Consider the following 13,044-nt stretch of genomic DNA (forward strand, 5'->3'; position numbering starts at 1 on the left):
ATGCCCAGCTCGGCCGCGGCGTTCTTCAGCGAGATTCCCGGTCGGCCGACCACGCGGAGGATCTCGTCGCGCTCGAAGCTCGTGAACCGGGCCCGCTGTCGGCCACCGCACCGTCGTCCAGCAGCGTGCGGAGCTGGCCCGCGAGCGTGACGGCCGCCTCGATCTCGACCTTGCGGATCGACACGCTCTCGACGTTGAAGCCGACCGGAACCCCGAGCCGCCGACCGAATCGCAGCAGGTCGTCAGCGGCTCGTCGGCACTGGTCGAGCGAGACCGACAGCGGGTCGGTTGCGCACCGGAGGTCGTGCTCCAGCGAGCGAGGCACCACCACGCCGAGCCATTCAAGGAACTCCAGGGTCTTCAACGAGCCGCAGATCGACAGGGTGAAGATCACCGGCAGCGGCGCGATCCCGCGGTCAGCGCAGGAGCCGGCGTAGTCCGACAGCAGCGTCCTGGTCGCGTCGACGTCATAGACGACCTGCGAGACGAAGAAGGCACAACCGCTCGCCTGCTTGGCGATCATGCGCAGATGCTCGTCGCCGCGGGTCGTGTGCCGTTCCGTGATCGTCACCGCGCCGAGCAGGATCTCCGGCCGGACCGACCGGCGCAACGCTTGCGCGCTGCTCAGATCCGTCCGGACCGGCTGAGAGCTCGACGAGGCACCGACGAACACGGTCAGCAGGTCCGACGGCGAAGCGGAGGCGAGCCAGTGAGCCAGCTCGACCTCGGTGTACTTGCCGACGCAGCGATAGACGATCAGCGGTCGCAGCCAGCCGGCCAGATAGCCGGTCGCGAACCGAGCTGGATCCACCGTCGGCAGGTACGGGAACGGTCGATCTTCATCGACCCGCTCGCTCTCGTCGTCGATGTCGTAGAGGATGAGCCCGTCGAGGTCGAGCGGCGCCAGCCGCCGCAAGGTCACCTCGGCGATCTCGGCCATCCGCTCCGGGGTCGCGCCGACCTTCGGCGGCGTGATGCCGAAGAGCAGGATGCCGTCGGCACGCGAGCGGATCAACTCACTCAGAGAGCGCCGCGGCGATCGCGCCGGATCGATGCTCGTCACCCGGCCAGTCAATTCCATCGCTATCACTCGCGGCACCGGGTCGCCTGCTCAGCGATTGTGAGCGCTCATCTCAGAGACCGCTGACACCGGCCGGCAACGCCGGCTGACCGCTGGCGGAGGCGCCTGGCATAGCCTTCCGAATGAGCCCTCACATCTGCGACTAAGCAGTTAGATCTTCTCGCTACAGCCATCTTTCGCATGCGTCGAGATCCGAGAAGTGAGCGCTCACATCGTTACCGGTTTGTTATCAAACCTTGCTGCGCCGGCAGAATGTTAACCCTAACATTCTGAACGAGCCCGGCGGTGCCGCCGGGTCCGGTCGCGGGGCGACTGGGCACACGACACTCAAGGAGGAGGACCTCGTGACCGCACTCAGAAAGACGCTCGGCATCGCTGCTGCGTCGCTCGTGCTCCTGGCCGCGACCGCCTGCGGAGGAGGCGGCAGCGACACCGCCAGCAGCGGCGGCGGCGGCAACGACCAGATCACCCTCGGCTTCGCTCAGGTCGGTGCCGAGAGCGGTTGGCGTACGGCGAACACCAAGTCGATCCAGGACTCGGCCAAGGACGCCGGGATCAACCTGAAGTTCTCCGACGCTCAGCAGAAGCAGGAGAACCAGATCAAGGCGATCCGCTCCTACATCCAGCAGAAGGTCGATGTCATCGCCTTCTCGCCGGTCGTCGAGTCCGGCTGGGACACCGTGCTGAAGGAAGCCAAGGACGCCGGCATCCCGGTGGTGCTGACCGACCGGTCGGTGGACTCCCAGGACACGTCGCTCTACGTCACCTTCCTCGGCAGCGACTTCATCGCCGAGGGAAAGAAGGCCGGCGAGTGGACGGTCAAGAACTTCGCGAACGCGTCGGGCGAGGTGAAGATCGCCCAGCTCGAAGGCACCACCGGATCCGCACCGGCCATCGACCGGGCCGAGGGCTTCGCGGACGTCATCAAGTCCGATCCGAAGCTCAAGATCGTGGCCTCGCAGACCGGCGACTTCACCCGGGCCGGCGGCAAGCAGGTGACCGAGGCGCTGCTGAAGTCCAACCCGGACATCACCATGATCTATGCGCACAACGACGACATGGCGCTGGGCGCGATCGAGGCGATCGAGGCCGCCGGCAAGGTGCCCGGGAAGGACATCACGATCGTGTCCGTGGACGCCGTACACGACGGCATGCAGGCGCTCTCGGACGGCAAGATCAACTTCATCGTCGAGTGCTCTCCGCTACTCGGCCCACAGCTGATGGACGTGGTGAAGAAGGTCAAGGCGGGCGAGAGCGTCGAGAAGCGGATCGTCACCGAGGAGACGACGTTCACGCCTGAGCAGGCAAAAGAGGCACTGCCGAGTCGCCAATACTGACCAGACCTGCGCGCAGGTGAGATCGTTCTGCCGGACGGACCAGCTCCTGGTCCGTCCGGCAGACGGGTTCGAGGAGAGGACTCAACGATGAGCGAATCGGCCCCCGTCGTCGAGATGACCGGGATCTCGATCGCCTTCCCTCCGGTGCAGGCGCTGGAGAGCGTCGACTTCCGGCTCTATCCCGGCGAGGTGTGTTCACTGCTCGGCGAGAACGGCGCCGGGAAGTCCACCCTGATCAAGGCCCTGACGGGCGTCTACCCGATCGACAGCGGGAGGATCGTGGTGGCCGGCCACGACGTCAGCTTCGACGGCCCGGCCCAGGCTCAGGCGGCGGGCATCAGCACCGTCTACCAGGAGGTCAATCTCCTCCCCAACCTGACCGTGGCCGAGAACATCATGCTCGGCCGGGAGCGGCGGAGCTGGAGCGGCATCGACTGGCGAGCCATGCGCCGCCATGCCGGGGAGCTGCTCCGTGACCTGAACCTGGACATCGATCCCGGGTCGCTGCTCGGGTCACACTCGCTGGCGGTGCAGCAACTGGTGTCGATCGCTCGGGCGATCGACGTGCGGGCCAAGGTGCTCGTGCTGGACGAACCCACCTCCAGCCTCGACGCGGGCGAGGTCGAGGAGCTCTTCCGGGTGATCCGGTCCCTCAAGGAGTCCGGCGTCGCGATCTTGTTCGTCTCCCACTTCCTCGACCAGGTGTACGAGATCAGCGACCGGCTGACCGTGCTGCGCAACGGACGGCTGGTGGGCAACTACCGCACCGACGAGCTGCTCCGGATCGAGCTGGTGCACAAGATGATCGGCAAGGAGATCGCCGTACTGGATCAGATCGAGCGCCGCACCCAGTCCGCGGCCGGCGAGGCCGAGGACGAGGCCGGACCGCTGGTCCGGGCGATCGGACTGGGCCGGCGCGGTTCGATCGAGCCCGTCGACCTCGACGTGTACGAGGGTGAGGTCGTCGGGCTGGCCGGCCTGCTCGGCTCCGGGCGCACGGAGCTGGGCCGGATTCTCGCCGGCGTCGATACCGCCGACAGCGGGGAGCTCCGGGTCAACGGGCGGCAGCGCCGGTTCCGCTCACCCCGGAAGGCCCTGAGAGAACGGATCGCCTATTCCTCGGAGAATCGCCGGGCGGAGGGCATCGTGGCCGATCTCTCGGTCCGGGACAACATCGTGCTCGCGCTCCAGTCCGACCGGGGCTGGTTCCGCCGGATTCCCCGGCGTCGCCAAGACGAGCTCGCGGCCAGCTACATCGAGGCGTTGAACATCCGTCCCGCCGACCCGGACGCCCTGATCCGCAACCTCTCCGGTGGAAACCAGCAGAAGGTGCTCTTGGCGCGCTGGCTCGCCACGGCTCCGCGACTGCTCGTCCTCGACGAGCCGACCCGCGGCATCGATGTCGGGGCCAAGGCCGAGATCCAACGGCTGGTCGCCGACCTCGCGGCGAACGGGATGTCGGTGATCTTCATCTCGGCCGAGCTCGAGGAGGTGCTCCGGCTGAGCCACCGGGTGGCGATCCTGCGCGACCGGCGCAAGATCGCCGACCTGGTGAACCACGATCTCGGCGTGTCCGACGTCCTGGCCGTCATCGCCGACGGCAACACACCAGAGGAGGTGCCGGCATGATCCGGCTCGTGACCAGTCGACTGTTCTGGCCCGTCGCCATGTTGGTGGTGCTGTTCGCGATCAACGTTATCGCCTTTCCGGGGTTCTTCCACCTCGAGATCAAGGACGGTCACCTGTTCGGGAGCCTGGTCGACATCCTCCGCAACGGAGCGCCCACGATGATCGTCGCCGTGGGCATGACGCTCGTCATCGCGACCCGGGGGATCGATCTGTCGGTCGGTGCAGTCTGCGCGATCTCCGGCGCACTGGCCTGCTCCATCATCCTGGGCTCGCCCGATCCCGGCTCGCTCTCGACGGTTGCGGTCGCCGTCGCGGTGTCCCTCGTCGTCTCGGTAGTGCTGGGGCTCTGGAACGGAACGCTGGTCGCGCTGCTCGGCATCCAGCCGATCATCGCCACTCTGATCTTGATGACGGCGGGCCGAGGCGTGGCGATGCTGATCACCGAGGGCCAGATCCTGACCGTGAACAGCCCGCCGTTCAAGGCGCTCGGCTCGGGCTTCCTGCTGGGGATCCCGATCGCGGTGATCCTCGCCGCGGTGATCTTCGCCGCCGCCGCCCTGCTGACCCGGCAGACCGCGCTGGGCATGCTGATCGAGTCGGTCGGCATCAACCCGGAGGCCAGCCGACAGGCCGGCGTCCGTGCCCGCGGCCTGCTGATCGGCGTCTACATCTTCTCCGCGGTCTGCGCGGGCATCGCCGGGCTCGTCCTCACCGCCAACCAGACGGCGGCCGACGCCAACAACACCGGCCTGTTCATCGAGCTCGACGCGATCCTCGCGGTCGTGATCGGCGGCACGTCGCTGGCCGGCGGCCGCTACTCGCTGGCCGGGACCCTGGTCGGTGCGCTGGTGATCCAGACCTTGATCACCACCGTCTACACCGTGGGGATCCCGCCGATCGCGACCATGGTGTTCAAGGCCGCGGTCGTGGTGGCGGTCTGCCTGCTCCAGTCGCCGAGGACCAGTGCCGCGATCAGATCCTGGCGGCACCGCGCCGTCGCCACCGGTCCGCAGGCGGTGGCGTGATGGCAACCAGCACCGCGGTCCGCACCCCCTCGCGTACGCGCGTGGTGCTGGACAGTGTCCGCAAGCCGCTGATCAGCCCGAAGTACGGCCCGGTGCTGGTGACCGCCGCGCTGCTGGTGGTGATCTTCGTGATCGGTGGCGTGCGCTACACCGGCTTCGCCTCGCCGCAGGTCGTGCTGAACCTGTTCGTGGACAACGCCTATCTGATCGTGCTCGCGATCGGGCTGACCTTTGTCATCCTGACCGGCGGCATCGACCTGTCGGTCGGGGCCGTCGTCGCGCTGTCCACGATGATCGCCGCCGCGATGCTCGCCGGCGGTTGGTCGCCGGGTGTCGTGATCCCGCTGATCCTGGTCGTCACCAGCACCCTCGGCCTGCTGGTCGGGCTGATGATCCATGTCTTCGGCGTGCAGCCGTTCATCGCCACTCTGGCAGCCATGTTCCTGGCCCGCGGACTGTGCTATGTGATCAGCAATCGATCGATCTCGATCGACGATCCCTTCTTCGTCACGATGGCGCAGACCCAGCTGCCGCTGCCCGGCGGCTTCGATCTGTCACCCAGCGCGCTGCTGGCGATCATCGCCTTGATCGTGGCCACCTTCGTGCTGCATCGGACCCGGTTCGGACGTACCGTCTATGCCCTCGGTGGCAGCGAGGCGTCGGCCAGGCTGATGGGTCTTCCGGTCGGCCGGACGAAGGTCGCGGTGTATGTGATCAGTGGCTTCTGCTCCGGCTTGGCTGGCCTGCTGTACAGCTTCTACACCCTCTCCGGCTACAGCCTGACCGCGATCGGAACTGAGCTCGACGCCATCGCGGCCGTGGTGATCGGCGGCACCTTGCTCAGCGGTGGCTACGGTTTCGTGCTGGGCTCGCTGCTCGGCGTGCTCGTGCTCGGCACCATCCAGACCATCATCTCGTTCGAGGGCACACTCAGCTCGTGGTGGACCAAGATCTTCATCGGCGGACTGCTGCTGGTGTTCATCATCCTGCAACGTCTGCTCACGTCGAGGCGGGACTAGCGGCGCTGAGAGGATGACAACCGACAGGTGGACAGGAGCTGGGTGAGCACGGACGAACCGAGGGCGCGGGCGGCGAACATCTTCGATGTCGCCCGCCTGGCGGGCGTGTCCCATCAGACGGTGTCCCGAGTCCTGAACGACCATCCGTCGGTACGTCCGGCCACCCGGCAGCGGGTGGAGGAGGCGATCCGGCAGCTGCGCTACCGGCCGAGCTCCGCGGCTCGGGCCCTGGTCACCCGACGGTCCCGCAACCTGGGCCTGATCATGCCGGGCTCGCCGGACTTCGGTCCGTCGAGCACGGTTCTCGCCTTCACCACCGCTGCCCGGGCGGCGCAGTACACAGTCAGCATCTCGAGCGTGTTCGAGGCGAGCCCTGACTCGTTCCGCGCGGCGGTGGAGAGCCTGCTCGGGCAGCATGTGGAAGCGATCGTGCTCGTCGGTGACCGGCGCGGGATGCTGGACGAGGCGAACCGGATCGAGCTGGACGTGCCGCTGGTCGCGGTCGACGCGAGCCGGCGTGCCGGCCCGTACATCATCTCGATCGACCAGTACCAGGGCGCCCGGCTGGCCACCGAGCATCTGGTGGCTCTGGGCCACCGGTCGATCGTGCACCTCGCCGGGCCGCCCGACTCGGTCGACGGCAGCGAGCGGGAACGGGGTTGGCGCGACGTGCTGGCCGAGCACCGGCTCGTCTCCGCCTATCCGTTGGTGGGTGACTGGAGCCCCGACAGCGGTTATCGCCTGGTGCTCCAGGCGTTGGCGAATCGCGACTTCACCGCGATCTTCTCGGCCAACGACCAGATGGCCCTGGGTGCGCTGCACGCGCTGACGGTCGCCGGCGTCGACGTTCCCCGGGAGGTCAGCGTGATCGGTTTCGACGACATTCCGGAGGCTGCGCACCTCACCCCTCCGCTGACCACGATCCGGCAGGACTTCGACGAACTGGGCCACGACCTCATGGCGGCCGTGCTGGACGCGCTGGACGGCCGTACGCCGAGCATTCCACCGCGGCTTCCGCAACTCGTCGAGCGCGAGTCGGCGGGCCGGGCGGGACCGGCACCTCGGTCGCGAGCCGCGCGCACGGGCGTAGGGTCGCAAACGTGACGCGACTCGGCTACCAGATCCCGAACTTCACCTACCCAGGCATCGACTCCTCGACCCTGTTCGACGCTGTCGTTCGGCAGGCTGTCGCGGCCGAGCAGGGCGGCTTCGACACGGTGTTCGTGATGGACCACTTCTATCAGCTACCCGGGCTCGGCCACCCGGACCAGGCCATGATCGAGTGCTACACGCTGCTGTCCGCGCTCGCCCAGCACACCTCGAGGGTTCGCCTGTCGTCGCTGGTGACGGGGAACACCTATCGCAATCCGACCCTGCTGGCGAAGATCCTCACCGCCCTCGACGTGGTGTCCCACGGCCGGGCACAGCTGGGCATCGGCGCCGGCTGGTTCGAGTTCGAGCACGACGCCCTCGGCTACGAGTTCGGCACGTTCACCGATCGTTTCGAGAAGCTCGAGGAGGCGCTCCACATCGTCATCGGCATGCTCCGCGGCGAGCGGCCGAGCCTGGACGGACAGTGGTATCGGGTGCGGGACGCGATCAACTCCCCCGCTCCGGTCGGCCGGATCCCGATCATGATCGGCGGCGGCGGGGAGAAGAAGACGCTGCGGATGGTGGCCCAGTATGCCGACGAGTCGAACCTGATCTGCGCGCCGCCGGACATCCCGCGCAAGCTGGAGGCTCTGGCCGAGCACTGCGAACGGCTTGGCCGCGACCGGTCGGAGATCACGGTTTCCTATCTCGCTTCGGTCTGTATCGCGCCGACCCACGAGCAGGCGGTGGCCGAGCTGGAGGAGTTCCTGGCCGACAAGCCGGCGATGGTGGCCGAGCGGTCCCGGGCCGGGCTGGTGGGCACACCAGATGAGGTGGCCGAGGGCGTCGCCGGGCTGCTCGCCGCCGGGCTCGACGGCATCGTGGTGAACGCCCCGGCCAACGGCCACGTCGACGGCCGGGTCAGCCTGCTCGCCGAGACGCTCGCCCCGCTGGTGCCGACCCGATCCTGAGCCCGACCCGCCTCCATCCCCGCGGAAACTGTGCAGGTGTTGCAGTTTCGGCCGGCGTGTCGCTGCGAGAGCAGCACAGTTTCCGGGAGGTGAGCCTGGGTCAGGCGACGCGGAAGCGGGTGGTCAGGGACCTCGCCGCGGCCGAGCTCGGGCCGACCCGAAGCTCGAACTCGCCGGCCTCGACGACCCGGTCGCCGTCCGGGGTGACCAGGGTGCAGTCGGCGACCGGGATCTCGAGCGCGGCCTCGACCGACTCGCCAGGCGGCACCAGCACCTGGACGAACGCCTTCAGCTCCTGCTCCGCCCAGGTGACGCTGGTGACCAGGTCGCTGACATAGCCCTGGACGGTCTCCAGCGCCGGGCGGGTCCCGGTGTTGGTGAGCCATACGCTCGCCCGGACCGTCGCACCGGGCGAGAGCTCGTCCGCCTCCACCGTCAGGTCCTGGTAGCGGATCGTGGTGTAGCTCAGCCCCTCGCCGAAGACGAACAGCGGCTCCTGGGTGAGGTCGGCGTACCGGTCGCCGTGCTGGCCGCGGATCTGGTTGTAGTACGTCGGCTGCTGACCCACGTGCCGGGCGAAGCTGATCGGCAGCCGACCGCTCGGCTCGATCAGCCCGAAGATCAGCTCGGCGACCGCCTGACCACCGCGCATGCCGGGGTTGAACGCCTCGACGATCGCGGCGGCGTTCAGCACCGAGTCGGGCAGGGTGCTCGGCTTGGACTGCACCAGCACCACGATCATCGGCGTGCTCGTCGCGGCCAACGCCTCCAGCAGCGCGAGCTGACCGCCTTGCAGCTCCAGGGTCGCTGTCGAGCGCACCTCGCCGCTGAGCACGATGTTGTCGCCGACCACGACCACCGCGTAGTCGGCGGCGCTCGCCGCGGCCACGGCATCGGCGATCAGCGCCGGGTCCGGAGCCTCCGGGTGGAACGCGGGTGGCACCGGCTGGCCGTCGGGCAGCTTGGCGTCCGGGTCCCATTCCAGTCCGGCGATCCCGGCGCCGCGGGCGTACGTGATCGTCCAGTCGGCGGGAGCGACGGCCCGGAAGCCGTCCAGCACGGTCTGCACCGTGTCGCGCGGATGGCCGTCGGGCATCCAGTCCACCTGCCCGGACGCCCCGGCCCAGTCGCCGAGGGTGGTATGCGGATCGTCGGCGTTGGGACCGATCACCGCGATCGTGCGCGGCCCACCGCTGTGCGGTAGCGGCAGCGTGCCGTCGTTGCGCAGCAGCACGAGGGAGCGCCGCGCCGTCTCCAGGTTCAGCGCGCGGTGCTCCTCGCAGCCGATCACCGTTCGCTGCCGGTCCGCGCTCGGTGGCCGCGGATCCTCGAACAGACCCAGCTCGAACTTGACCCGCAGAATCCGCCGGACGGCCTCGTCGATCTCCGCCTCGGCGACCAGACCGCGGGCGACCGCCTCCTGGGCCGCCTCGAAGAATCCGGGCGTGGTCATGATCAGGTCGTTGCCCGCCTTGATCGCCAGCGTCGCCGCCTCGACCAGGTCGGCGCACACCTTCTGCTCCCAGACCATCCGGCCGACGTTGTCCCAGTCGGTGACCAGCAGCCCGGTGAACCCCCACTCCCCCTTCAGCACGTCGCTGATCAGCCAGCGGTTCGCGGTGATCGGCACCCCGTCCATCGACTGGTAGCCGAGCATGAACGTCCGGATGTCGGCGCGGGCGACCCGCTCGAAGGGAGGCAGGAACCACGACCGGAGCTTGCGCCGGCTGAGGTCGGCCTCGCTGGCATCGCGACCGCCCTGGGTCTCGGAGTAGCCGGCGAAGTGCTTGGCGGTGGCCAGCACCGCGGTCGGGTCGTCCAGGCCGTCGCCCTGGTAACCGCGCATCATCGCCGCGGCCAGCTCGCCGATCAGGTGCGGGTCCTCGCCGAAGGTCTCGTCGACCCGGCCCCAGCGGAGGTCGCGGGCGATGCAGAGCACCGGCGAGAAGGTCCAGTGGATGCCCGTGGCCGCGATCTCGGCCGCGGCCACCCGAGCGCCCCGCTCGATCACATTCGGATCCCAGCTGCACGCCATCGCCAGCTGGCTGGGAAAGATCGTCGCGCCGGGCCAGAAGGAGTGCCCGTGGATGCAGTCGTCGGCGGTCAGCAACGGGATCGGCAGCCGGTTGCGACGCACCAGCTCCAACGCCTCCAGCATCCGGTCCGGCGAGGCGTGCAGCATCGACCCGGCGAGGCGCCCGTTCACCACGTCGGCGAGATCCTGCCGGGCGTCGAGCTGGAGCATCTGGCCGACCTTCTCCGGCAGCGTCATCCGGCCCAGCAGGTCGGCGACCCGATCCTCGACGGGTGCATTCGGATCGAGGTAGGGGGCGTCGTCGCTCACGTGCCGGACCCTACAGCTCCGGCTACTCCATCATCGCCGGGGCGTCGCCGTCGTGGTGCTGTGCTCCCGAGCGGAGGGTCAGACCGACGAAGGCGGCGACGAGGGTCAGGATCGACGTGACCAGGAAGACGTTCGACAACGACTGGGCGAACACCGCGACGTGGATCTGCTGGTAGACGGCGTAGAGCCCGGTGGTGCCCATGTGCCCCGCCTGGGCCGGCATCACCGCACCGAGCCGGCTCGCCGCGAGGTCTGCCTGCTGGGTGGTCGCGAGCACGGTCAGTGCCGCCAGGCCGAGGGCCGCGCTGACCCGCTGCGCGACCGTGTTGATCGCGCTACCCGTGGTGGTCAGCTGATGCGGGAGTGCCGAGATGCCGCCGGTCATGATCGGCATCATCGACAGTCCCACGCCGATCGAGCGGATGCACATCCACCCGATGATCTCTCCGCGGGTCACGTCGGGACCGATTCCGGTCAGCAAGTAGGTGCCGTAGGCAGCGATCAGCAGCCCGGTGAACACCAGCCAGCGCGGACCGATCTTGTCGTACAGCCGACCCGAGATCGGGGTCAGAAAGCCCATCACGAGCGCCTGCGGCAGGATCAACAGACCCGCCTGCAGAGCGCCGTAGCCCAGCGCAGACTGGAGGAACAGCGGGACATAGAACAGGGTCGCGAACATCCCCGTCATCATGATGCTCATCACGACCAGGGACATGCTGTACATCCGGAACCTGAAGACCCGCAGATCAAGCAGTGGATGGTCCACCTCGAGCTCGATCACCGCGAACAGCGCCAGGCAGATCAGACCACCGGCCATCAGGATCAGGATCCGATAACTGGTCCAGCCCCAGGACGACCCCTCGGAGAAGGCGAGCAGCAGCGCGACCAGTCCGGTGGCCACGGTGACGAAGCCCCAGACGTCGAACTTCTCGGTCTTGACGGCGGGGAAGCGCGGCAGCGCGACCATCGCCGCGATCAGACCGGCGATGCCCACCGGCACGTTGATGTAGAAGACCAGCCGCCAGTTGACGTACTCGACCAGGTAGCCGCCCAGGGCCGGTCCGATGGCCGGCGCGAAGATGATGCCCAGGCCGTACATCCCCATCGCCGTGCCGATCTTCTTGCGCGGCACGATCCGGTAGACCATGGTCAAGGTGATCGCCGGCAGCAGCCCGCCGGGGATCGCCTGGATGATCCGGAACGCGATCAGGCTGTTCAGGCTCCAGGCCACGCCGCACAGGGCCGAGCCGATCGCGAACGCGGCGAGCGCGAACATGTAGACCCGGCTCAGCCCGTAGCGGTTCCCGAGCCAGGCGCTCGCCGGGACCACGACGCCGAGCACCAACGAGTACGCCGTCGAGATCCACTGCACCTGCGAGGTGCTGCCACCGAGTTCGGTCTGGATCGTCGCGACCGCGACGTTGACGATGCTGGTGTCCAGGATGGACATGAACATGCCGGCGATCAGGACCGCGAGCGGGACGACCCAGTGCGCCATCTCGGTCGACGGCGCGGCAGGGGCGGCCGCACTCACCGGCGGCGAGGCGGGCGCCGCGCCGGATCTCGGGCCGGCGGCGCTCGGGCCGGCCCCGTTCGACGGTCCGGTCCGGACCGTCGGCGACGACACGTCAGCCACCGGCGCCGCGCCGGTGTCGACGGAGGTTGCCGACACGGGGCCGGCGGTGTCGGTGCTCACCCGCGGTGGATCTTGACCGTGACGTTCATGCCCGGGACGAGCGGCAGCCCGTCGAGATCGTCGATCGTGATCTTCACCGGGATCACCTGGGTCACCTTCTGGAAGTTGCCCGTCGTGTTGGACTGCCCGAACAGTGAGAATACGCCTGCCGCGCCCGTCTTGATCTCGCTCACGTGGCCGGTCAGGTGGGCGTCCGGGAACGCGTCCACCTCGATCTTGGCGGACTCGCCGGGGTGGACCGCGTCGATCTGCGTCTCGTCCACCCGGGCGGTGACGAAGACGCCGGCGCCGTCGTACGCGACCGCGAGCTGGGTGCCCGCGGTCACGAATGCGCCCTCGACCCCGTTGTTGACCGCGATCGTGCCGGCGCCCGGAGCACGGATCACCATCTGCGGCTGGGAGTAGCCGGCCTGGATCGCGATCCGGCCCACCGGCTGATAGCTGCTGATCTGGGTGCCCTGCTGACCCTTCCAGTCGATCAGAGTGCCGGTGGCCGGCGCGTTGATCGAGATCTGGTTGCCGTCGATCTGGGCATTGTTGGTGGTCACGTAGTTCCGCGAGTCGACCACGTAGTAGATGACGAAGGCCAGCGCGATGACCAACGCGATGCCGCCGATCACCGCCAGCCGGATCTTGGTGCCGCGCTTGAGTGAGCGCCGGCCCGGGGCCGGTGCCGCCGGTGCGCCGGCCGGCCCGGCACCGGTCTGCCCGGGGCCCGCCTGCTCGGGGGCCGCCGGCTCGGGGGCCGCTTGCTCGGGACCCGCCGGCTGCGGGCCGGTCTCGGCCGGCGCGGTGCCCTGCGCCGCCTCGCGTGTCGCCTGCTCAGACATTCACATCACTTCCCCGTTGA

Annotated in this window: 10 protein-coding genes; 6 read left to right on the forward strand and 4 right to left on the reverse strand. The window is 68.6% G+C overall.

What is annotated here, in order from left to right; translation table 11 throughout:
- Nucleotides 1-25: 25 nt before the first annotated feature.
- Nucleotides 26-1,063 carry a methylenetetrahydrofolate reductase gene (locus ABD747_RS18835; RefSeq protein ID WP_344807448.1) on the reverse strand — a complete coding sequence of 346 codons (1,038 nt, stop codon included), beginning with the start codon at nt 1,061-1,063 and terminating at the stop codon, nt 26-28.
- 362 nt (nt 1,064-1,425) lie between these two features.
- Between ABD747_RS18835 and ABD747_RS18840 the strand changes: the two genes are divergently transcribed.
- From ABD747_RS18840 to ABD747_RS18865, 6 genes are all read left to right on the forward strand, one after another.
- Nucleotides 1,426-2,418 (forward strand): ABC transporter substrate-binding protein, encoded by a 993-nt coding sequence (locus ABD747_RS18840; RefSeq protein ID WP_344807450.1) that lies wholly within the window; start codon nt 1,426-1,428, stop codon nt 2,416-2,418.
- A gap of 87 nt (nt 2,419-2,505) precedes the next feature.
- Nucleotides 2,506-4,047, forward strand: coding sequence for a sugar ABC transporter ATP-binding protein (locus tag ABD747_RS18845; RefSeq protein WP_344807452.1), 1,542 nt, complete (start codon nt 2,506-2,508; stop codon nt 4,045-4,047).
- Nucleotides 4,044-5,072, forward strand: coding sequence for an ABC transporter permease (locus ABD747_RS18850; RefSeq protein ID WP_344807454.1), 1,029 nt, complete (start codon nt 4,044-4,046; stop codon nt 5,070-5,072). The genes ABD747_RS18845 and ABD747_RS18850 overlap by 4 nt, the downstream gene beginning before the upstream one ends.
- Nucleotides 5,072-6,091, forward strand: a complete 1,020-nt coding sequence (yjfF, locus tag ABD747_RS18855) for a galactofuranose ABC transporter, permease protein YjfF (protein WP_344807456.1) — start codon at nt 5,072-5,074, stop codon at nt 6,089-6,091. The genes ABD747_RS18850 and yjfF overlap by 1 nt, the downstream gene beginning before the upstream one ends.
- A gap of 42 nt (nt 6,092-6,133) precedes the next feature.
- The gene (locus ABD747_RS18860; protein WP_344807459.1) at nt 6,134-7,195 is read left to right on the forward strand and encodes a LacI family DNA-binding transcriptional regulator; all 1,062 of its coding nucleotides are present in this window, start codon (nt 6,134-6,136) and stop codon (nt 7,193-7,195) included.
- A complete protein-coding gene (locus ABD747_RS18865) occupies nt 7,192-8,154 on the forward strand; it encodes an LLM class F420-dependent oxidoreductase (RefSeq protein ID WP_344807461.1) in 963 nt (320 codons plus the stop codon). The genes ABD747_RS18860 and ABD747_RS18865 overlap by 4 nt, the downstream gene beginning before the upstream one ends.
- 100 nt (nt 8,155-8,254) lie before the next feature.
- On the opposite strand, the gene ABD747_RS18870 is transcribed toward ABD747_RS18865, so the two are convergent.
- The 3 genes from ABD747_RS18870 to ABD747_RS18880 are packed head-to-tail and all read right to left on the reverse strand — an operon-like array spanning nt 8,255 to nt 13,024.
- Nucleotides 8,255-10,498 (reverse strand): exo-beta-d-1,3/1,6-glucosidase, encoded by a 2,244-nt coding sequence (locus tag ABD747_RS18870; RefSeq protein WP_344807463.1) that lies wholly within the window; start codon nt 10,496-10,498, stop codon nt 8,255-8,257.
- A 22-nt stretch (nt 10,499-10,520) separates the two neighbouring features.
- Nucleotides 10,521-12,194, reverse strand: coding sequence for a DHA2 family efflux MFS transporter permease subunit (locus tag ABD747_RS18875; protein WP_344807465.1), 1,674 nt, complete (start codon nt 12,192-12,194; stop codon nt 10,521-10,523).
- Nucleotides 12,191-13,024 (reverse strand): HlyD family secretion protein, encoded by an 834-nt coding sequence (locus ABD747_RS18880; protein ID WP_344807467.1) that lies wholly within the window; start codon nt 13,022-13,024, stop codon nt 12,191-12,193. Before ABD747_RS18880 ends, ABD747_RS18875 begins: the two co-directional genes overlap by 4 nt.
- Nucleotides 13,025-13,044 lie beyond the last annotated feature (20 nt).

This window comes from Microlunatus ginsengisoli (genome assembly GCF_039537205.1).
Lineage (GTDB): Bacteria > Actinomycetota > Actinomycetes > Propionibacteriales > Propionibacteriaceae > Microlunatus > Microlunatus ginsengisoli.